This is a genomic window from Chromobacterium violaceum ATCC 12472 (genome assembly GCF_000007705.1).
In the GTDB taxonomy this organism is placed as follows: domain Bacteria; phylum Pseudomonadota; class Gammaproteobacteria; order Burkholderiales; family Chromobacteriaceae; genus Chromobacterium; species Chromobacterium violaceum.
In genome coordinates, this window is sequence record NC_005085.1 from 354,786 (window position 1) to 373,542 (window position 18,757).

The following is an 18,757-nucleotide window of genomic DNA, read 5'->3' on the forward strand; positions in this document are numbered from 1 at the left end:
CGAGCGGGGTTAGTAGACGGGTGTCAGCGCTGACATGATGGCGGGACGCATGGTAAAACCGCGCGTCAGCGCGGTTTTACGCAAGGCAAGTCTGGTTTGGGGCTGGCTACTGCGGTTTCATGTCCCAGCGTATGGCGGAGATTCGGGACGCGGCATCCGGTGCGGACAGGTCTAAGGCATCCAATTCATCTATCAAAGCCTGCTTGCGGCCGATGATCTTGCCTGCCGCGGCGGCATAAGCGTCCGCCTTGGCTCGGACTCGGCGGACCAATTCTTCCACAGGCAAGCTCCGAGCTTGGGCGATTGCCGACAGCATAGGAGTGGGCGCAGCCGGATTGAGGGCGATGTCGCGGGCTTCCCGTTCCTGTTGCGGCCAACTGTCGACCTCGCGTTCCGGATAGGCCTGGCGCAGCGCTGCCAGTTCTTGATCGCATGCGGCGCGGATGATGGCTTGCTGCTTGGCACGCAATTGTTCCGCTGCGGGTTGGGGGGCGATGTAGGGTTGAACGGCGCCATCGCGTACCATCATTTCGCCTTGATCGCGCATTTGCCACTCGGTGTCGGTGCAGGCATGAAGCAACGAGGCATCGGGAAGGTGGCAGGCGTGGGACTCGGTGTCTATCCATTGCAGCACGAGGCCGTCCTGAGGGTTGAAGTAGGCGAATTTGCTCATTGATTGACTCCTTACCATTCGATGAAGATTACGCCGGGCGCGCCGTTGGCACCTGCGATGCCACCGCCGTCACTGCCTGCGAAGCCGCCGCCGCCGCCAGAGCCGAAGCCTGCGCCAGTTTGGGAAACACCGCCTGCCCAGTACCATCCGACTGTGCTCCCGCCTCCGCCGAACGGCGAATTGCCGCCCAGCCCGCCGGGATAGCACATATTGGTAGTCGGTCCGCTCCAGCCTATGGTGCCCGGTGCCATGCCGGGGCCGCCATTACCTGGGCTGGCGCCATTCGCCCATATTCCGTTGGTATTGCCGGCGCCGCCGCCATTACCACCAGCCAGACTCAAGCCGATTTCGGCTATGGCGGTGGTGCCGCCGTTGGTGCCGCTGATGCCTGCGGAGCCTGTCGCGCCATTTTTCGGGCCGCCCAGACCTCCGCTGCCGCCGCCGCCGATGACGATGTTAAGGACTTGTCCTGGCCTGACCGGATAGTCCTGGCGCATGACATTGTTGCCGGCGCCGCCGCCGCCGCCTGCCGCCATGACGCTGGCGCTGCTCGCGCCGCTGCCGCCGCCGCCACCGCCGCCGCCGCAACCGGAGACATAGATGCGGGTCACGCCATCGGGCACGGTGAACTGGCCATTGCTGGTGAAGCGGGCGATGCGTTGAAAATAGCGGGCGTCGCTTTGCGTTTTGGTCTGCGCATCGCCTATGCCATAACCCGCCAGGGTGGTGGCTTTGCTTGCCTTGCCGGCCAGCTGATTGGTGATGGTGGCGGCGAAGTTCTGGTCATTGCCCAGCGCCGCCGCCAGCTCCTGCAAGGTGTTCAGCGCGCCCGGCGCGCCGGCCACCAGATTGTTGACTGCTGTTTGCAGATCGGTCTTGCTGGCGCCGTCGGTGATGCCGTAATCGGCCAGCGTGCTTTGCTGCCCGGTTTTCAGCAGCTTGACCCAGGGCTGCCAGTTGCCGTTTTCCAGCCGCTGCTCGTAAGTGGCGCCGCCCCACATCCAGTAGACCTGGCTGCCCCATTTGTCGTTGAGGAAATTGGCGAGCAGCATGCCGTTGCTTTTATCCGGCGCGCCGCTGGTTTGACCGGCGTCTACATGGTAGAGGCCGTTGGGACGCACGGTTTGCAGCGATCCGCTGGCGATGTTTTTGGCGTAGCCCGACAGGCCGGCGGCGTTCAACGCCTGCTCCACGCGCAGCGGCGTCATCGCCTTGACGTTGTCGGTGCCCGCTTCCGCTTCGGCCTGGCTGGCGATGGCGATGCCGTAGCCGGCCAGTGTGGTGGGCTTGCTATTGCCGCCCCAGGCGATGTTCTGCACCGCTTGCTGCAGCTGATCCTTGCGGGAGGGGTCGGGGCTTTGGCCGCTGGTCTTGAGCAGGGTCAGCACTTCTTGTTGCGTGGATTGCACGGCGGACTGCATGCCGTTCAGCCACTCGGAGGTGACTACGGTGCCGAGTTCGCCGGTGTAGGGGTTGCCGTCGTGGAACAGGCCGTCCGGGCTGTTGATGGGTTTGAGCTGGTCTTGCATGTGAGGCGCCTCCCGCTGGTAAAGAGAAATCGGCCGCCGGGGCCGATGACAGATGTCGCTGATTTGGAATGACGGCGATTGTGCGGGAAGCCGGCGCGGCGGCTCAGTGGACGGATGTCAGTGCGGCCAGCGCGAAAAACGGCAGCGTGGCGCTGCCGTTTCCAGGTGTCGCGAGCTAGGTTTTTAGGCAGGCTGCTTGGGCCAGTCTGCGCCCACCAGCCGTGGCCACATCGCCAGGTCCGGCAGGCGGGACAGGTCCACGCAGTAGCGCTTCCAGGCGGCCAGCTTTTGCAGTTCGTCGGCGGTGGCGATGCCGATGGACTCGGCGTCTTCCAGCGGGCGGCGGGCGGCGTAGGCGTCGGCTAGGCGCTGCTTCAATTCCGCGGCAGTTTTCTGCGCCAGCGCGGCGGACTGAGCCGTTTTGTTGATGCTCCAGCCCTTGCCGTCCCAGGTTGGGAATTCGCACGGTTGCAGCAGCGTGGCGCGCAGGCTGTCCGGGGTGTCGCCCAGACGGGCCTGGACTGGTTGCGCGGTGTCGACGCTCCACAGTTTGACGGCGCGCCAGTCGGGCAAGATGGTCCAGCCGCCGTCGCGGAACACTGCGGTCTGGCGTTCGGCGGCGGCTGGCGGCGGCAGCTCGGTGCTGTGGGCCGGCAGCAGCCAGACACCGGGTTGCAGCGGCGACGGATCGGCTGCGGTCGGCCCCTGGTATTCGCCGGTTTGCGGGTGGTAGGCGTAGACGGTTTTGTTGTTGTCTTGCATGGTGGAATCCTCAGTATTTGATGCAGGCGAGCAGGGCGATGTTGCGGGGGCGGGTGGAACCATAGCCGTTGGCCCAGCCGCCGGAGTCCAGATCGGGAAGATAAACCCCGTTGGCGGTGGAGACTGATAGTCCTAAGTCATATTTGTTTTTGTCGACGGGGTCTGCGCCTAAGTCCAGGTAGCCAATGACTGTGTTGTCGTTGCGGTGGACTAGGCTAGCTACGCACGGCGAAGTAAGAGACGGATCGGAGAATGTTAAGGTACCTTTTTGCCAGGTGCCAAAGCCGCGCCCGTTATCCACACCGCGACCGTCATCCCATCCGCGCACGAACTCGCCGCGCAGGTCCGGCAGGTTGAAGGTGGTGGAACCGTCGCCTGCGCCATAATAGGTTCCCAGCGCCGCGAACAAGGACGGATAGTCCTTGCGGCTCACCGCCGCGCCGTTGGCCTTCAGCCAGCCCAGCGGCGGAGCGGACATGGCGAAGAAGGCGACCTGGCCGGTCAGGTAGTCTTCGTGGATCAGCGTGCGCCAGGGGTTCCAGCGGCCAGTTGTTCCGTCGTCATTGCGCGTGCGAAAACGCATCATGCTGCCGTTGCCGTAATCCGCGGTTAATTGGCAGCTGTAGTTGATGTTGTTGTCCACCAAGCCGCCAAAGGCGATAAACGGGCCATAGATGCCGCTGGAAGTACCGTAGTTGAACCCCATTTCTCCTGCGGCGACCGACGTATCCAGCGAGGTCTTGTCATCGGCATGGATGCGGCCCCGCCGCTTCTTGATGAACTGGCCATCATTGCCGCTGTGCCAGACGCGATATTCGCCGCCGGCGGCTTCCTTCAGCACCAGGGTATCGTCGCCATAACCCTTATGCACCAGCGCCACCGCGCTGTTGCCGGGACGGTGCAGGCCCAGGGCCGGGAAGTCGGTGCCGGTGGAGCGCAGTTCCAGCGTGCCGTTGGTGTAGAGATTGTTGTCGTAGACGTTAGGCGTGGTTTTGACGATCTGCGCGGTCTGGGCGGTGGACAGCGCCAGCGTGTTGATGCCGTAGCCGGCCAGCGAACTGGACTTGTCGGCCTTGCCGGCCAGCTTGTTGGTGATGGTGGCGGCGAAGTTGTTGTCGTTGTCCAGCGCCGCGGCCAGTTCCTGCAGCGTGTTCAGCGCGCCCGGCGCGCCGCTGACCAGCCCGTCCACCGCCGCCTTCAGCTCGGCCTTGGTGGCGCCGTCGGTGATGCCATAACCGGCCAGCGTGGTGGCGGCGTCGGCCAGCCTCTGCCATTGGCTCCAGTTATCGCGGTAGCGGCAGCGGTACCAGCAGCCGGCGTTGTCGTAGCACTGGTATTGCTGATAGACCATCAGACCATCGGAGAAAACAAACAACAGGCCAGCATGCGGAGTTGGGTAGTTGGCGCCGTTGGCGGCGTAATCGTTGCCCGGATTGTGATAGAGACCGTCGTCGACGATATTGTTCAAGTCGATCTTGTCGCCCAGTTGCGGCCGCAGGGTCAGGCCGTCGGCGATGCCGTAGCCCGCCAGGGTAGTCGGCTTGGCATTACCGCCCCAGGCCAGCTGCTTGATCGCCTGCAGCAGCTGATCCTGGCGCGCTGGATCGGCTTTCTGGCCATTGTTGCTGCCGATCACGGACAGCACTTCCTGCTGGGTGGCCTGGAGGGCGGACTGCACCGTGTTCAGCCAGTCGGCGGAGACGATGGTGCCCAGCTCGCCGGTGGAGGGATTGCCGTCGTGGAACTTCTGGTCCGGGGTGGGAACGGGCTTGATCGGGTCTTGCATGAAGCGCTCCTGGAAAAGGATGGGACAGGGACAGCCGATTGGGGATCGGCGCCGGGGGAAGGGAAAGGCGGGAGGAAACGCGCGGGAAGCGCGCGTTTGGAGACGGTTTACGGCTGGTAGGCGAAGTAGACGAAGGTATGGGCCGGCTTGAGGTCGTTGAACAGTTCTTCCAGCCTGGGGTCGCCGAAGGCGCACAGGCGTTCGCCCGCCAGCGATTGGCCGGCGCGGAACTGGTAGGGGCGGACCTTGCTGCCGAATACGGTCACCTGCCATACCCAGGGGATGTCGGCGCTCCACAGCTGCTGGCCGGCGCGGTTGACGCCGGCGCGGAACGGCTGCGGCTCGGCGATCTGGATCTTGTAGCCCATGCCGGCGGCCAGGCGGGTGAAGTAGGGAATGGACAGGCCGCCGGTCTCGGCCAGCTTGGCCAGCACCGCCTGCCGGCGTTGCTGGTAGGTGGCGTCGGAGGGCGGCGTCAGACCGCATACCCGCTCCCATTCCGGCAGCATCGCCTCCGCCTGCAAGGGCGTGACGGCGCCGGCCAACTGATGGGCGGAATGCTGCGCGCGGTCCAGCGCCGCGCCCTCGCTGGCCAGCTCGGCCTGCAGCCGCGGGCTGTCCGGGCTGTAGCTGACCGGCGGCAGCAGCCGGGTCAGCAAGTCCTGATAGGGCGGTTGCGGCGTCATTTCAGCAGCCCCACAGTCAGTTTGCCCAGCCGCAGCCATTCCACTTTAGTGGGATCAGAGACTGGATCGACGTTGCCGGCCGGCGAGTTGAGCTGGCGGTCCTGCACGCCGGGCAGGTCGGAGATCAGCGCCTCGATCCGGCTCTTGACCAGCCGCTCGCCTGGCGCCAAGCCGGCGAAGTAGGCTTGCAGCGTCTGCTGCAGCAACGGCGTGAACGCGTCCAGGTTCGCGCCGCCCAGATTGAGCGCGACGTCGATGTCTACCGGGCGCGGGGTCGGCGCCAGCACCAGGCAGCTCTTGGCGGTGACCGGGCGCAAATCCTCGATATGGGCCTGTACATTGTTCAGAATTTCCTGCGACGGCAAGTCGCCGTTGGCGGTGATCACCACGTCCACGGTGCCCAGGCCGCGGCGCAGCGGATAGACGTAGGCGGCGGAGACGCCCTTCACTTCCATCGCCCAGCGGCGGTAGTCGTGCCTGTTGCCGCCGGCCGGCGGGCGGCGGATCAGCTCCAGCAGCCGGTCCAGCAAGGCCGCGTCGTCCTCCACGTCCACGCCGTTGCGCATGCTGAGCAGCAGCGCCTTGGCGCTGACGCCGGACGGAGCCTGCATCAGTTCCACCGGCAGGCTCTCCGGCTGATTGCCGGCGGCGCCGGCCTGGCTGGCGAAGATGGGCAGCTCGGCCTGGCCGTTGGCGTCCAGCCTGGCGGCGTAGGGGCTGCCGTCCGGATTGGCGGCGGGGGTGGCGTACAGCTGCTCGCCGATGCGCAGTTGCAGGCTGCCGCTGACGACGGCGCCGGCGTTGCCGCTGATCCGCAGCGTGCCGCTGGCGGCGGCGGCCGGCTTGCGCACGATGCCGCGCAGGCGGGCGTGCTGTTCCAGGTATTCGCTGTCGGCGGTGTCGGGGAAGATCTGGCGGGCGATCCAGCTCTGGTGCTGGTACAGGCCCTCCACCGCGCTGGCCACCGAGCTGGCGCGGACGAAGTAGTCGCTGTCCGGCGCGATGTCGGCATCAGCGCGCAGGTTTTGCAGGTCGCGCAGCAGCGTATCGCGGATGCTGGCGAAATCGGGAGTGGACAGGGGCATCAGGCTATCCTCACTTGGTGTTGGAAATGGCGGATGTGGCCGCCGGTTTCGGCGACTTCGATGTTCAGGAGCAGCCGGCCGGGGCCTTGCCGCTGCGACGACACCTGGACGCGGCTGGCGCGGCCGTCCTGCAGCAGCGGCTGCAGCGCCTGCTCGGCGTACTGGCAGGCCAAGAGGTCGATGCGGTTGCTGTCCTTGCTGCGGGACAGCTCGTGCAGGCGCGAGCCCAGCGTCGGGTCGGCCCACCAGCCGCCCAGCGGGGTCATCAGGCGCAGGTAGACGGCGTTGGCGAGGGTGTCGGTGGAGGGGCCGGCGTAGTCGCCGGTGATGGGGTCCAGCAATGGGTCCATGGCGTTATTTTCCGGGTTTGGCGGTTATGGGATCAGGGGACGAGGGTCAGTGGCGCGGCTTACTTGGGCGGGCTGGTGACGCCGCCGGAGTCGCCGTTGTGGATGTGGCCTTGCAGGCTGATGCCGCCGGCCTTCACGTCGCCGCTGGCGCTGACGCTGCCGGTGACCTTGGCGCCGCCGCCGCCCTGGATGGCTAGGCCGCCGTTGCCGCTGATCTGGCCCTGGGCGACGAACTGCGCGCTGGTGTTCAGCGTGGGCGTGGTGAAGCTGGCTTGTTCGCTGGCGTTGACCTGCCAGGTCTTGCAGTCGAGCTGGAAGGTGTCGCACTCCACGGCGATGATCCTGCCGCGTTTGAGCACGATCTTGCTGCCTTCGTCGCTGTACAGCGCCACCTCGCCCGGTTGCAGCGATTGCAGCCGGTAGCTGCCGTGCTCGGTGGCGATCACCACGCTGTGGCTGGTGCGGCCGCCCAGCGGCAGCACCATGGCCATGCTGCCCGGCGGGGGGTTGGAGGTGTAGCCGTAATGCTGGAACAGCTCGGCGTCCTGCAGCCGCTCGCCGGCCAGCGCGTCGGCCTGCGCGGCCTGCACGCCGCCGTCGCTGTCCACATGGGTGAGCACCGCGCGGAAGCCCTGGCGCACATTGCTGAAGGCGCGGCGGATGCGTTGGTCTACTTCATGCCACATATTGGTCTCCTCATTGCTTGCCGGCGCGCATCACCGGAATCCAGCATTTGTCTTCCTTCAGCGTCAGCCGGGTGACGCTGCCCTGGCCGCGGCCGCCCTCGAAGGTGCGCGCCATCAGGAAATAGGTGCCGTTGATGCCGTGCGGCTCGCTTTCCACCTCGATGCGCTGGCCCGGCGTCCACAGCGCGCCCTGGCTGTCGCGGTGGCCGGCCACGGTGGCGGTCAGGGTGTAGCCGGCCAGGCGGGCGTCGGCCAGCATCTTGTCGGCGCGGGCGGCCAGCTCGGCCGGGCTGGCGGCGTCCGGCTCCACCTGGATGCGCGGCTTGTGGTAGCAGACGTCGGAATCGAAGACGTGGTGCCGCATCGCGTGGCGGCCGGGCGTCAGCGACTGGCCGTGGCCCTGGCCCAGCAGCGTCAGCTCGGAATAGCGCTGCGCGTGGGAGCGGGTTTCGGCCAGGCTGAGCACATTGTTGCCCTTGCCGTCGCGGCGCAGGATCAGCCGCGCGCTGGCCGGCCGGCTGTAGTCCGGACCGCCCACCAACAGCGTGCCGTCCGGGTCGAACCAGGCGGTCAGGCCGTTGGCCTGGGCGGCGCGGGTGAGCACGTCCCAGGCGCTGTTGCCGGGATCGACATTGATCTTCTCGATCTGGCCGCGGGCCTTGGCGTCGACGCGGATGTTGGCGATGCCCAGCGGCTTCACCACGTTGTCCAGCACGTCCTGCAGCGTCATGCCCTTGCCGGTGAACAGCGGCGCGCTGCAATCGAGCAGCATGCCGGCCAGGTCGCGGCCGGACAGCGTCAGCTGATGGCTGCCGGAGGCGACGCTGTGGCTGATGTCGTCGATGCGGCCCATCAGCACCGTCTCGCCGCCGACCTGCACCTTGACCATCGCGCCCGGCTCCACGTCGGGCGGGAAGACGCCGCCTGGCAGGCCCAGCGACACCTGCCAGGCGTCGGCGGCGACGACCAGGTCGGAGTCGACCGAGTAGTGGGTCCAGTCGCCGTGCTGGCGGCCGCCTATCTGCAGGCTGACGGTTTGCTTAGCGGGCGTAGCCATAGACCAGGGTCCCCGGAGTCAGATGGTTGGGTTGGGACAGCTGCGGATTCAGCCGCAGCAGCTCGGCGGCGCGCTCGCTGTCGCCATACCACAGGTGGGCCAGCTGGCGCAGATTGCAGGCGGATTCCACCTTGCGCTTCAGCAGCGGCGGCTTGGCGGCGATCAGCGCGGCGGCGCCCTGCTGCACCTGCAGGCCCAGCTCGCGCAGGCCGTCCACCACCTTGTAGGCGTCCTCGGACGGCATGCCGGCGCGCCATTGGTCTATCGTGGTCTGCAGCGAGGCGCGCACGTCACCGGCGATCTGCTCCAGCGCCGGCGGCGTCAGCGTCGGCTTTTGCGCTTCGCTGGCGAAGATGCCGGCGGCGGCGGAGGCGAGCTTGGTGGACACGTTCAGCTGCAGCAACGCGTCGATGCGGCGCTGGTCGTCGCTCCATACCGACAGCGTGGCGCTGGCGGATACCGGCGAGATGCCCTGGCGCACCGCATCCGGCAGGCCCTCCAGCCGGCGGCGCAGCGCCTTCCAGTCGGCCAGCGTGGCGGACGACATCGCGGCGGCGGTTTTCAGCGCCGGCAGCGGGCCGAGGTCCACCTGCAGATCGAAGCGCCAGTTGGCCGCCGCGTCCACCAGCTGCTTGGCCTGGGCGACGAAGGCCTGCGGATAGGCGAGCAGGTCGGTCACCTGGGCCACCGCCTGGTTGGCCATCGCGGCCAACTGGCGGACGGTGGCGGTCAGTTGCTGGCGCAGCGCGGCGACGCGGGCCAGCGCGCCCTTGGCGGTGGCCACCAGGCCCTGGGCCTTGGCAAAGGCCTCGCCGGCCATCTGGCGCAGCTTGTCCACCTGCGACGAGATGGCGTCCACCTGCGGCAGCGTCTTCTTGGCGGCGAAGAAAGGGTTGCCCGGCGTGGCCTCCACCCAGTTGACCTCCACGGTGCAGGAGTCGGTGGCGTCGGCGTCGTGGCTGATCTGGTAATCCACTACCTGGGCCTGCGGCATGCTGCCGAACACCGGGTGGACCAGCTCGCCGGGGCCGGCGGCGTCCAGCGCGGCGACGAACTGGCGCAACCGGTGCTGGTAGTCCTTGCCCCAGAACATCGCCGACAGCGACACCTTGCGCGCCTTGCGGCCCAGGTCCTCCACGTCGGCCCCGTCCTTGTACGGGTATTCGTGCATCGCCTGGTCGCGCTGCGCGCTGTCCACGCTCTTCAGGCAGTCGAAGCGCACGCCGCGGAAGCTGGCGTCCACCAGGGGGCCGGCGGACAGGCCGGCGAACACATTGAGGCTGAACATCAATTCCTCCTTTGTTGTTGGCTGTTGGCGGCGTTGACGGCGGCGACGATGTTGCCGTTTTGCACGTCGACGGTGATTTGGATGGGTTTGGCCAGCGGGGCCAGTGCGGCATTCAACTGGCCGAGCAGAGCGGCAAGCTGGGCTAGTTGGGCATCCAGATTGCCGGGACCCGCTGGCTGGGCGGGCTTGGCTTGAGCGGGCTGCTTTTGGGCCGGCTTCGCCGCGGCTTTTTGTTTCGGTTGAACGGGTTCTTTCTTTCCAACAGCTTCGATCTTGGTCTGTGCTTGCTCAGCTTCTTTCCGCTTCACAGCTTCCGCGTCGACGCCTTGTTTGGCTTTCGCCTGCTCTGCCGCTTTCTGTTTCGCAGCTTCGACGTCGGCGCGCTGCTTGGCTTTCGCCTGCTCTGCCGCTTTCTGCTTCGCGGCTTCGGCGTCGGCGCGTTGCTTGGCTTTCGCCTGTTCGGCCGCTTTCTGTTTCGCAGCTTCGGCGTCGGCGCGCTGTTTGGCTTTCGCCTGTTCGGCCGCTTTCTGTTTCGCAGCTTCGGCGTCGGCGCGTTGCTTGGCTTTCGCCTGTTCGGCCGCTTTCTGTTTCGCAGCTTCGGCATCGGCGTGTTGTTTGACCTTCGCCTGATCTTTTGCTTCCTGCCTTACTGCATCAACATCTGCTTGTGGCTTCTTTTGATCTACTTCATGTTTTATATCGGCGGCATGTTCATTTTTTCCTTCAGTGTTAGGTTGGCTGACAGAGGAGAGTTCTTTTTCTATCGCACCTTGTCTTTTCTTATAATTCTCTCTCCAATATTTAAGATATTCTTTGGTTAAGTCACGGTCATTTAATGCCGCATATTTCTTTTTATCCTTGCTGGGTAAATTTCCTATTAGATTGGATTTGGTTTTCTCTCCAAGTGATTGGAGGCCAGCATTGACCTTTTGAATGATGGAATAGCCACCGGCCCCTTGTTGATGTGCAAGGTAAAGATCTAGTCCATTTGGGTTTTGCTCTCCTGATAGATATTCTAGATTGTTCTTTTGTTTCTTTTTTTCTATTGCTTTTAAATTGTCTTTATATAGTTGAAGTGCGGCTTTTGTATTTTCTGTGGGATCAAACTCTTTCCCGTTGATTTTATATGCTTTTGCAGTGTCTGGTACAAATTGAAATAAGCCTTTCGCACCCGATTTTTTGTTGTAGGCTTTTTCATTGTAAGTTCCGCCAGTTTCTATATCGGCGAATGTTAGAAAGTCTTTTACAGGTACATTTGATTCTATTGCTTGTTTTTTAATTATTTCCTTATTCTTTCTTATTCTTTCAATGCGCTCATTCTCTTTTTCATTCTTCTTATGCTCATTCCCTTTTGGGGGTGTGTTTTTCGACTCATGCTTATTGCCTAAAGGTGTAGAGCTACTCTCAGGAAGTTTTGGTTTAGCCTGATCTTCTTTTTTTTCATTTTTCTGGTGCTGTCCAATATTATTTGGCCTGCTGAGCGAGATATTGCCAGACACAATGTCTGAGATATATTTCTTGTATGTTTCTTCATCCGTTTCGACATGAGAGTGAATAGGGTATTTGTGTTTTCCTGCCGAATCGCCAGTTTTGTATTGCAATCCTAGCCCTTGTCCATATTCGACACGATCCCCATTTTTGAATGTTTGAGTTTCTGGTTTTATGTGTTGCAGTTTTGCCAGTAAAGTACGATCTTTCCCTTCTGGCTTGTCATATATTTCTATCGTCCCGTAGTTTTTAGAGTATGTGGCATACCCTGAAACAGGCGATGGTGTATATACATCCCTGTTCCCTTTTTCATCACTTAAGATGAAATCCTTTTTTATATTGACTCTATTTTTTTGATTGGCGACTTCTTCTAAATTTCCATGTATTCTTTCATATTGGCGGTTTCCCTCTTTTTCTTTGTCTGGATGATGCTTTGGCATTGAGTCATAATCGGTTACTGGTATATTGCCTTTTGCTTTGCCTGCATACTGCATGATCTTATACTTTGACATTTCAGTTTCCTAACCAAGTTCTCATCCAGTGAGATGACAATGCTTCCTTGTTTTTGGGATTGAATTATTTAAAATTCAATTGCCATGTATTTAACGGATGCAATGTTTGAGTAAGAAAGCCGAGCCATAAATGACTTGGCTTCCTTTTTCAATCTGGTTTTTTCTCCAGATAATTAGGGGCTTATTCCACGACCTTCCGCAGCGACATCAGCTTGATATCGCGGCGCGCTTCGCTTTCCACGCCGTATTTCTCGCCGACTTCCAACGTGAAGCAGTCCAGGTAGCTGGTGCGCTTGCCGCCCGGCGCCAGCGGGAATTCGGTCAGTTTGGCGCCTTCGATCGCTTCCCAGTCCAGGTCGCCGGTCAGCGGGATGGACACGGTGACGGACAGGTCGTACTCGGTGATGCCGCGGGCGAAGCCCTTGGCGCGGCCGGTGGCGTTCATCGTCTTCACCACCTTGCGGCCAGTCTTGCTGCTGACGTTGAGGTCGATGACGTCGATTTCCTGGCCGTTCACTTCCAGGACGATGGAGCCTGCGTATTCTTTCAAAGCCATGAGACTTTCCTTTTCGATTCGGGATGGGGCGGCCGGGCGGCGGCCCGGCCGGCTGGGGTGTTGAAGGAAGGGGGAGAGGCGAGGCGGCCGAGCGCTGCGGGATCAGCCGCCTCGCCGCGCGCGCTTACAGCAGCAGGTCGATGCGGCCGGCGAACACGTGCAGGCCGTTGACCACGTCCACCGGGATCTTGGCGTCCAGGCGGTTGACGTCCTGCAGGTCGCGCTCGACGATCAGGCCGGCCTTGTTGGCTTCGACTTGTTCGATGATTTCCAGCTCTTCCAGCTTGTACAGCACGTCCAGCAGCTCGGAGCGCACCTTGGACGGGGTGCGGTCGGACAGCTTCTCGCGCGGGAAGCGCAGCGCGATGCGCTCGCGGCAGGCCTTGCGGACGTAGTCCAGCGTGCGGATGGTGGTGATGTCCAGCAGCGACACGTCGTCCACGCCCTGCGCGTCCTTGGTGTAGGTGCTGATGGCGCGCACGATCTGCACACGGTCGCCGGCGCCCACTTCCAGCGGAGTCACGCCGTTGTACAGCGCGTTTTCCTGCTCGGTGCGGCTGGTGCGGGAAGCCAGGTCCACCACGTCCAGGCCTTTCAGCTCCAGGGTGTTCAGCGGACGGGCCGGGTCTTCCTCGCTGGCGATCACGGCGGCGTAGGCGGCGGCGATGTCGGCCGGCAGCTTGGCGGAGCCGCGGTACCAGGCGGCGGTGATGCGGCCGCTGTCCAGCTTGGCGGACAAGGCGGAGGCGTCGGCCAGCGCGCCGGTGGTGGCGATCACGCCGATGGCGCCGCGCTGTTCCAGCGGGCCGGACACGAAGTCCAGGTGGTTGCGCAGCGCGGTCAGCGCGGCGTCGCCGGTGAAGGGACTGGCGATGATCTGGTGGCCGCCGCTGACCACGGTGCCCAGAACCGGGACCAGGTCCGGCTCGCCGGCACCGCCTTTCATGGCGGCGACCACGACGCCGAGGCCGGCGATCTGTTCCTGCGCCTTCAGCGCGATGCTGTTGCCGATGCTGCCCTTGTGGCGGGCGGCGAGGGTCAGCACTTCCTTGGCTGCGGTCGCGGTCACCGGCAGGTCGCTCAGCTTGGCGATGGCGGCCTGGGCGTTGGCGGCGATCTTGGCGGCGTCGTCGCCGGCGGCGACGGCCACGTCGACGCGCGCCGCGCCGATGAACAGGCTCAGCACGCCGGCGGCGGCGGCCGGACCGCTGAAGGTGAAGGAGCCGGAGGCGGCGGTGCCGGCGGCGGCATCGTCGACGCCGATCACGGTCAGCTGCAGATAGGGGTTGGCGTTGATGGCGGCGCGCGCCATCAGGTGGGCGTTGGAGCCGCGGCCGAAGGCCTGGGCAGCTTGCTCGTCGCTGAACACGTCCAGCGCCGCCAGCGCCGGCTGGGCGGCGGTGTCGGCCAGGCGTTGGCCGATCACCAGCACGCGCTGCGGATTGCCCGGCAGCGTGCGTACCGCCAGTTTGGTGTTGAACTCGAAGTATTTGCCCGGCTTGCGGATGGAGGCCGGAATCTGGTCGAAGCTGATGTTGGCGCTAGCCATAAGGAAAGGCTCCTGGTGTGGCGGTTGGGGAAGGTGCCGCGCCGGTTGGCGCGGCGAGGGGAAAGCGGGTTATTTCTGGCTGGGGGCGGGATTGGCGACCACGTCCTGCGCCTTGACGCCGACGGAGCCGGCCAGGCTGTAGTTGAGCTGGGTGCTCTGCCAGGTCTTGGCCGGGTCTTCCAGCCGGCCGCCGAAGGCGCGGAACAGCGCGTCCGGGTCGGCGTCGGTTTGCGGCGACGGCCAGTGGCCGTTGTCCAGCGCCTCGTCCAGCCAGTAGGTGCTGAAATCGCAGGCCACCAGGCTCCAGGGCTGGCCGTCGCGCGGGGCCTGGCCCAGCGGGCGGACTTTTTCCGGCAGCAGCGGATTCACCGCCAGGCCGAAATCCTGCGAGGCCAGCAGGCGGCGCGCGGCGTAGACCAGTTGCCAGACGCCGGCGCCGGCGTAGTTGGCGTCGGCCTGCAGCCGGTCGCCGACGATGACGGTGAACAGCGCGTTGGCCTTGTAACGCAGGCGCTGGCTGGTCTGCGGCTGGCTGGAGGTGATGCCGCCGGCGACGGTCCACAGCGCCGGCAGCCTGGCCAGCGCCTGCGGGTTGATGGTGGGGCTGGACTGGCCGGGGGTGAGCCGGCTGGCGTAATCGCCGTGGGCCAGCTGCAGGCCGCACAGGGCGGTTTCGTCCAGGTCCGCCGCCACTTCGCGCACCATCCGGCCCATGCCTTGGCGCAGGCGGTCGGCGATGGCGGTTTGCACGGAAATCAGCATGGACATGGTCATTCCTTGGAACGATGGAGAGGATGGGGGGATTGTGACGCCGGGCGGCGCCGGGGCTTAGCTGAGGGGTGTCAGTGCACCAGGCGCTTGAGCAGTTCGCCGGCCAGGGTGACCAGCAGCGCGGACAGGGCGCCGGACACCGCGCCGCTCTTGGCGGCCTGGATCTCGACGTCGCGCAGGCGGCCGTCCAGCTCTTCCAGTTTTTTGTCCTGTTTGGCGAGGTGGGCGACGATCATGTCAAGCTTGCCTTCTATGCGGCCCAAGGCCAGCAGGTTGTCGTGTTCCACGTGAAACCCTCACTTTTCCGCCAGTTGCTGGCACAGCACGCAGCGGGTGCAGCTGGGGATGGCCGCGCGGCGGGCGTCGGGAATCGCGTCGCCGCAGTCCTCGCAGTGGCTGAGTCCGTTTTGGCGCCATTGCTCGAAGTGGCGGGCAAGCGCCTGCTCGCGGAATTCGGTTTCCAGCTCGCTGGCCCGGTCGAAAAAGTCGGTCATGGTGTGGGTTCCTGTTGAGAGTAGAGTTGTTTCAGGGCGACAAGGCGTTGCTCCAGTTGCTGGCACCAGGCGCCGTAGTCGGCGGCGTGGGCGAGGAGATCGGGCGCCGGTAGCCCGGCGTCGGCGCCGGGGGTTTGGGCGGCAGCTCCAGCAGATAGGGGCTGGGCGCCGGGCAGCTCGTCGGCATAGCCGAGGAGCTGGCGGTAGAGGCGCAGGCTGTCAGGGCCAAGGCCAGTAAAGCGGGGACCATCGTTGCGGGTGACATCGTCTATCCTTTGCGCGTTTCGCCGCTGCTGCGCTTGCAGCGCCTGCTGTTGCTCCAGCAGCCGGCTTTCCAGTTGATCGATGCGTTGGCGCCATTGCCGCTGCAGCTCCATGGCCGCGGCCTGGCGCTGTTGCTGCGCGCGGCTGTCGGCGGATTGCATCTCGGCGACGGTGGCCTGCAGCCTGGTTTGCCAGTACTGGCGGCTCTGGCCGCTGCCCAGCGCGTAGCCGCCGGCGGCGGCGAGCAGCGGCAGTAGCAGGCCGGCGCCCAGGCGCAGCAGCGCCGGGGGAATCATGGCCGGCTCCGGTCGCGATAGGCGGCGATCAGCCGCAGCGTGGCGGAATAGCCACCGACCACGCCCAGGTAGATCAGCCAGATATCGGCGCTCAGCGCGCCGCGCCAGCCGTTGACCAGGAACATGATGGTGGCCGCGGCGCAGGCGATATTGGCCCACAGCCGGCTGTGGCTGAGACGGCGGCTGCGCGGGTGGCGGATCAGGTCGGCGAGTCGCATGCTCATTTCTCCAGTGACAGTTGGAAATGGGGAATCTCGTGCAGCGGCGCTTCCAGCGTGCCGTGCCAGTACAGTCCCAGCGATTGGGCGACGCGCCCCATCACCTGCCAGTGAGGGTGGTCGATGTCGCAGATGGGCTTGCCGGCCAACAACGGCACCACGTCGAAGGCGCGGGCGGCGGGGTTGCCGTGCAGCGTCGCGTTGTGCGCGGATTCGCCGGGGCGGGCGTAGGTGACGATGGCGCCGGGCAGATCGCGGCCCCGGCGGTACAGCTGCGCCTGTTCTTCGGACGAACGCCAGGTGCAGATCAGCAGCGGGTCCACGCCCTGGTCGCGGCACAGGCGCAGAAAGGTTTCCGCCAGCGGTTGCAGTTGAGGATGCAGATCGGAAATGGCTCGGCTTGCCATGGGGTCTCCTTTGCCTGATGGAATGCGTGGCGCGGTCTGGGAGGCGAGTCGGGGCCCACGGCGGCGACGGGCTTGCCGGATCAGTGAATTTCCTGATCGGCTGGCGGGGTTTTCAGCACGCGCCAGACCATGCGGTCGCTGAGCCGGTAGCGCATCGCCAGCACGCCGACCGCTTCGTTGGCGCCCAGGCCTTCCACCAGCATCGCGTCGAAGTCGCGGATCATCTGCTGGTTGCGCGCCTGGCGCAGCGCGGTGCTGCAGCGCGGGATATAGAGGATGTCGCCGCCGAAATGATGGGTCAGCCGCTCGGCCGCCTCCTGGCCGATCACCTCTACCAGCGCGGCGAAACGCAGCTGGCCGGCGCGGCTCTGGTTCTTGGAGAAGGGCAGGGTGGTGCCGCCCAGCGCCTGCACCAATTGCAAAGTTCGCGGCATGCCAATCAGCTGAGCGACCAGTTGCATGGTGGAGGGCAGAGCGGGATATTGCGCGGCTGTAGTCATCACGTGAGCTCCTGAAAGTCCCAAAGGGCCTTGGCAGACAAATAGTTCTAAATGAGTTATAGTTTGAGTGAGGTCAAACGAAGGGCGACAGGTTCTTTATGTAAGCAGTTTTTAGAACTGCTGTGGTAGTTATGTGTTTATATTTTAGCACTTTGATAAGTAGCATTGCTAATTAGTAGAACTACTTATGAAGTATGATTGCTATTGTATGCGCTGTTTTTGAACTGAACAAGCAACGAGATGTCACTACTCATGTCAGTTACATTCGACAAAATGACAATGTAGTGGTACTCTGGGGCGCTGCTCCAGCCGTGCATGACTTCCGATGGAGTTCCAAATGGAAAATTCGCAGCAACACACCGATTTCCGGCAGCGTCTGGAACTATTGATCGGCAGCGAGAAGCCCTACGCCTGGGCGGCGCGCAACGGCCTCAACAAGGGTTCGTTCACCAATATGTGGTACAAGGGCGGCGTGCCGCGGATCGGCACCGCGCAGAAGATCGCGGCCAACAGCGGATGCCGGGTCGAGTGGCTGCTGTACGGCGAGGGGCCGATGCAGGACGAGTGCGCGCAGGCGCACGATGCCCCGATGCCGGCGGGATTGCCCGCTTTGTCACCGCTGGCAGACGCCGACGAGCACGAGGTGCCGGCCGGAGTGCAAGAGGAGTTCTGTTTTATCCCGCGTTATAACCTGAAGGCGTCAGCCGGCTTTGGAACCAGCGCGGCCGGCGAGCAGCCGATGTTCTACATGGCCTTCCGCCGCTACTGGGTGAAGAACTATCTGAACGCCTCGCCGCGCAACCTGGTGGTCATCAGCGTCAAGGGCGACAGCATGAGCGGCGTGCTGGAGGACAGGGACACCATCCTGGTCAACACCGCCGAGCGCCATCCCGGCGAAGGCTTGTTCGTGATCCGCATCGGCGACGATATCTTCGTCAAGCAGCTGCAGCGGCTGCCTGGCGGCGCGGTGCAGGTGAAAAGCGCCAACCCGCTGTACGAGACCTTCACCGTCGATCTGTCGCGCGCATCCGGCGAGTTCGAGGTCATCGGGCGCGTGGTGTGGTTCGGCCGGCAGATCGCCTGAGCGCGCGGCCGGCAGCGGGCCGTCGCCATCGTCTGTCCGGCGCTGCCGGCAAGGGGCGGCGGGCCTTCGCGCGCTTGGCCGCTTGATCATCGGTGTACACTAGAACCTGACCAAGCAACGGAATTCATCATGCAAGACCATATCCGCGCCAGTCTGGACGAGGCCAGGAGCGCGCTCGACAACCTTCTGGCCAATCCGCAGGCCCTGGCCTCCGTGGAGGCGGCTGCGCAGGCCGTCATCGCGGCGCTCGAGGCCGGCGGCCGCGTGTTCTCCTGCGGCAACGGCGGCTCGATGTGCGACGCGATGCACTTCGCCGAGGAACTGACCGGCCGCTACCGCGGCAACCGCCGCGGCATGGCGGCGATCGCCATCAGCGATCCCAGCCACATCAGCTGCGTCGGCAACGATTACGGCTATGACGAGATTTTCGCCCGCTATCTGGAAAGCCATGCCCGCGCCGGCGACGTGCTGATCGGCCTGAGCACCAGCGGCAACAGCCGCAACGTGGTGCGCGCCGCCGAAGTGGCGCGCGAGCTGGGCGTCAAGGTGGTGATCCTGACCGGCCGCGCCGGCACCCGGCTGGAGCCGTTGGCCGATGTCTACGTCAACACGCCGGGCGGCCATTACGCCGACCGCGTGCAGGAGCTGCACATCAAGGTGCTGCACATCCTGATCGAGCTGACCGAGCGGCATTTCTTCCCGGAAAACTACTGAGC

Annotated in this window: 22 protein-coding genes; 2 read left to right on the top strand and 20 right to left on the bottom strand. The window is 64.2% G+C overall.

Annotated features, from left to right (window positions below; genetic code table 11):
* Positions 1-106: 106 nt before the first annotated feature.
* The 20 genes from CV_RS01605 to CV_RS01700 form a co-directional block, all read right to left on the bottom strand.
* Positions 107-673, bottom strand: a complete 567-nt coding sequence (locus tag CV_RS01605) for a hypothetical protein (protein WP_011133893.1) — start codon at positions 671-673, stop codon at positions 107-109.
* 11 nt (positions 674-684) lie between these two features.
* Positions 685-2,202 (bottom strand): hypothetical protein, encoded by a 1,518-nt coding sequence (locus CV_RS21965; RefSeq protein WP_052278745.1) that lies wholly within the window; start codon positions 2,200-2,202, stop codon positions 685-687.
* Between the two features lie 183 nt (positions 2,203-2,385).
* The gene (locus CV_RS21970; protein ID WP_011133895.1) at positions 2,386-2,964 is read right to left on the bottom strand and encodes a tail fiber assembly protein; all 579 of its coding nucleotides are present in this window, start codon (positions 2,962-2,964) and stop codon (positions 2,386-2,388) included.
* A 10-nt stretch (positions 2,965-2,974) separates the two neighbouring features.
* Positions 2,975-4,750: a tail fiber protein gene (locus tag CV_RS24000; protein ID WP_011133896.1), complete on the bottom strand. Its 1,776-nt coding sequence runs from the start codon at positions 4,748-4,750 to the stop codon at positions 2,975-2,977.
* Between the two features lie 107 nt (positions 4,751-4,857).
* A complete protein-coding gene (locus CV_RS01625; protein ID WP_011133897.1) occupies positions 4,858-5,436 on the bottom strand; it encodes a YmfQ family protein in 579 nt (192 codons plus the stop codon).
* Positions 5,433-6,521, bottom strand: coding sequence for a baseplate J/gp47 family protein (locus tag CV_RS01630; RefSeq protein WP_043595265.1), 1,089 nt, complete (start codon positions 6,519-6,521; stop codon positions 5,433-5,435). The genes CV_RS01625 and CV_RS01630 overlap by 4 nt, the downstream gene beginning before the upstream one ends.
* Positions 6,521-6,871 (bottom strand): phage GP46 family protein, encoded by a 351-nt coding sequence (locus tag CV_RS01635; RefSeq protein WP_011133899.1) that lies wholly within the window; start codon positions 6,869-6,871, stop codon positions 6,521-6,523. Before CV_RS01635 ends, CV_RS01630 begins: the two co-directional genes overlap by 1 nt.
* Before the next feature lie 59 nt (positions 6,872-6,930).
* Positions 6,931-7,557 (bottom strand): phage baseplate assembly protein V, encoded by a 627-nt coding sequence (locus CV_RS01640; protein WP_011133900.1) that lies wholly within the window; start codon positions 7,555-7,557, stop codon positions 6,931-6,933.
* A gap of 10 nt (positions 7,558-7,567) precedes the next feature.
* Positions 7,568-8,614, bottom strand: a complete 1,047-nt coding sequence (locus CV_RS01645; protein ID WP_043595267.1) for a phage baseplate assembly protein — start codon at positions 8,612-8,614, stop codon at positions 7,568-7,570.
* The gene (locus CV_RS01650; RefSeq protein WP_011133902.1) at positions 8,598-9,902 is read right to left on the bottom strand and encodes a DNA circularization protein; all 1,305 of its coding nucleotides are present in this window, start codon (positions 9,900-9,902) and stop codon (positions 8,598-8,600) included. Before CV_RS01650 ends, CV_RS01645 begins: the two co-directional genes overlap by 17 nt.
* Positions 9,902-11,902: a lytic transglycosylase domain-containing protein gene (locus tag CV_RS23285; RefSeq protein ID WP_147296169.1), complete on the bottom strand. Its 2,001-nt coding sequence runs from the start codon at positions 11,900-11,902 to the stop codon at positions 9,902-9,904. The genes CV_RS01650 and CV_RS23285 overlap by 1 nt, the downstream gene beginning before the upstream one ends.
* A gap of 181 nt (positions 11,903-12,083) precedes the next feature.
* The gene (locus CV_RS01660; protein ID WP_011133904.1) at positions 12,084-12,458 is read right to left on the bottom strand and encodes a hypothetical protein; all 375 of its coding nucleotides are present in this window, start codon (positions 12,456-12,458) and stop codon (positions 12,084-12,086) included.
* A gap of 124 nt (positions 12,459-12,582) precedes the next feature.
* The gene (locus CV_RS01665) at positions 12,583-14,007 is read right to left on the bottom strand and encodes a phage tail sheath C-terminal domain-containing protein (protein WP_011133905.1); all 1,425 of its coding nucleotides are present in this window, start codon (positions 14,005-14,007) and stop codon (positions 12,583-12,585) included.
* Positions 14,008-14,076: 69 nt separating this feature from the next.
* A complete protein-coding gene (locus CV_RS01670) occupies positions 14,077-14,775 on the bottom strand; it encodes a DUF1834 family protein (protein ID WP_043595270.1) in 699 nt (232 codons plus the stop codon).
* A gap of 74 nt (positions 14,776-14,849) precedes the next feature.
* Positions 14,850-15,065: a hypothetical protein gene (locus CV_RS01675; protein WP_021475230.1), complete on the bottom strand. Its 216-nt coding sequence runs from the start codon at positions 15,063-15,065 to the stop codon at positions 14,850-14,852.
* A 9-nt stretch (positions 15,066-15,074) separates the two neighbouring features.
* Entirely contained in the window at positions 15,075-15,272 is a 198-nt protein-coding gene (locus CV_RS01680; protein WP_011133907.1) for a TraR/DksA family transcriptional regulator, read from the bottom strand.
* Positions 15,269-15,832 carry a hypothetical protein gene (locus CV_RS01685; protein WP_052278747.1) on the bottom strand — a complete coding sequence of 188 codons (564 nt, stop codon included), beginning with the start codon at positions 15,830-15,832 and terminating at the stop codon, positions 15,269-15,271. The genes CV_RS01680 and CV_RS01685 overlap by 4 nt, the downstream gene beginning before the upstream one ends.
* Entirely contained in the window at positions 15,829-16,050 is a 222-nt protein-coding gene (locus CV_RS01690; RefSeq protein WP_011133908.1) for a hypothetical protein, read from the bottom strand. Before CV_RS01690 ends, CV_RS01685 begins: the two co-directional genes overlap by 4 nt.
* A gap of 2 nt (positions 16,051-16,052) precedes the next feature.
* Positions 16,053-16,457 carry a M15 family metallopeptidase gene (locus CV_RS01695; protein ID WP_011133909.1) on the bottom strand — a complete coding sequence of 135 codons (405 nt, stop codon included), beginning with the start codon at positions 16,455-16,457 and terminating at the stop codon, positions 16,053-16,055.
* Positions 16,458-16,537: 80 nt separating this feature from the next.
* Positions 16,538-16,957: a Mor transcription activator family protein gene (locus tag CV_RS01700; RefSeq protein ID WP_011133910.1), complete on the bottom strand. Its 420-nt coding sequence runs from the start codon at positions 16,955-16,957 to the stop codon at positions 16,538-16,540.
* A gap of 337 nt (positions 16,958-17,294) precedes the next feature.
* Here CV_RS01700 and CV_RS01705 point away from each other — a divergent pair, with 337 nt between their 5' ends.
* Positions 17,295-18,041, top strand: a complete 747-nt coding sequence (locus CV_RS01705; RefSeq protein ID WP_011133911.1) for a S24 family peptidase — start codon at positions 17,295-17,297, stop codon at positions 18,039-18,041.
* A 129-nt stretch (positions 18,042-18,170) separates the two neighbouring features.
* The gene (locus CV_RS01710; protein WP_011133912.1) at positions 18,171-18,755 is read left to right on the top strand and encodes an SIS domain-containing protein; all 585 of its coding nucleotides are present in this window, start codon (positions 18,171-18,173) and stop codon (positions 18,753-18,755) included.
* Positions 18,756-18,757: the final 2 nt, after the last annotated feature.

Coding starts and splice junctions, on each gene's coding strand:
- CV_RS01705 (WP_011133911.1), top strand. CDS start 17,295: ATGGAAAATTCGCAGCAACACACCGATTTCCGGCAGCGTCTGGAACTA.
- CV_RS01670 (WP_043595270.1), bottom strand. CDS start 14,775: ATGTCCATGCTGATTTCCGTGCAAACCGCCATCGCCGACCGCCTGCGC.
- CV_RS01635 (WP_011133899.1), bottom strand. CDS start 6,871: ATGGACCCATTGCTGGACCCCATCACCGGCGACTACGCCGGCCCCTCC.
- CV_RS01700 (WP_011133910.1), bottom strand. CDS start 16,957: ATGACTACAGCCGCGCAATATCCCGCTCTGCCCTCCACCATGCAACTG.
- CV_RS21970 (WP_011133895.1), bottom strand. CDS start 2,964: ATGCAAGACAACAACAAAACCGTCTACGCCTACCACCCGCAAACCGGC.
- CV_RS01685 (WP_052278747.1), bottom strand. CDS start 15,832: ATGATTCCCCCGGCGCTGCTGCGCCTGGGCGCCGGCCTGCTACTGCCG.
- CV_RS01630 (WP_043595265.1), bottom strand. CDS start 6,521: ATGCCCCTGTCCACTCCCGATTTCGCCAGCATCCGCGATACGCTGCTG.
- CV_RS01625 (WP_011133897.1), bottom strand. CDS start 5,436: ATGACGCCGCAACCGCCCTATCAGGACTTGCTGACCCGGCTGCTGCCG.
- CV_RS01710 (WP_011133912.1), top strand. CDS start 18,171: ATGCAAGACCATATCCGCGCCAGTCTGGACGAGGCCAGGAGCGCGCTC.
- CV_RS01690 (WP_011133908.1), bottom strand. CDS start 16,050: ATGCGACTCGCCGACCTGATCCGCCACCCGCGCAGCCGCCGTCTCAGC.
- CV_RS01695 (WP_011133909.1), bottom strand. CDS start 16,457: ATGGCAAGCCGAGCCATTTCCGATCTGCATCCTCAACTGCAACCGCTG.
- CV_RS23285 (WP_147296169.1), bottom strand. CDS start 11,902: ATGTCAAAGTATAAGATCATGCAGTATGCAGGCAAAGCAAAAGGCAAT.
- CV_RS01645 (WP_043595267.1), bottom strand. CDS start 8,614: ATGGCTACGCCCGCTAAGCAAACCGTCAGCCTGCAGATAGGCGGCCGC.
- CV_RS01680 (WP_011133907.1), bottom strand. CDS start 15,272: ATGACCGACTTTTTCGACCGGGCCAGCGAGCTGGAAACCGAATTCCGC.
- CV_RS01650 (WP_011133902.1), bottom strand. CDS start 9,902: ATGTTCAGCCTCAATGTGTTCGCCGGCCTGTCCGCCGGCCCCCTGGTG.
- CV_RS01665 (WP_011133905.1), bottom strand. CDS start 14,007: ATGGCTAGCGCCAACATCAGCTTCGACCAGATTCCGGCCTCCATCCGC.
- CV_RS01640 (WP_011133900.1), bottom strand. CDS start 7,557: ATGTGGCATGAAGTAGACCAACGCATCCGCCGCGCCTTCAGCAATGTG.
- CV_RS01605 (WP_011133893.1), bottom strand. CDS start 673: ATGAGCAAATTCGCCTACTTCAACCCTCAGGACGGCCTCGTGCTGCAA.
- CV_RS24000 (WP_011133896.1), bottom strand. CDS start 4,750: ATGCAAGACCCGATCAAGCCCGTTCCCACCCCGGACCAGAAGTTCCAC.
- CV_RS01660 (WP_011133904.1), bottom strand. CDS start 12,458: ATGGCTTTGAAAGAATACGCAGGCTCCATCGTCCTGGAAGTGAACGGC.
- CV_RS21965 (WP_052278745.1), bottom strand. CDS start 2,202: ATGCAAGACCAGCTCAAACCCATCAACAGCCCGGACGGCCTGTTCCAC.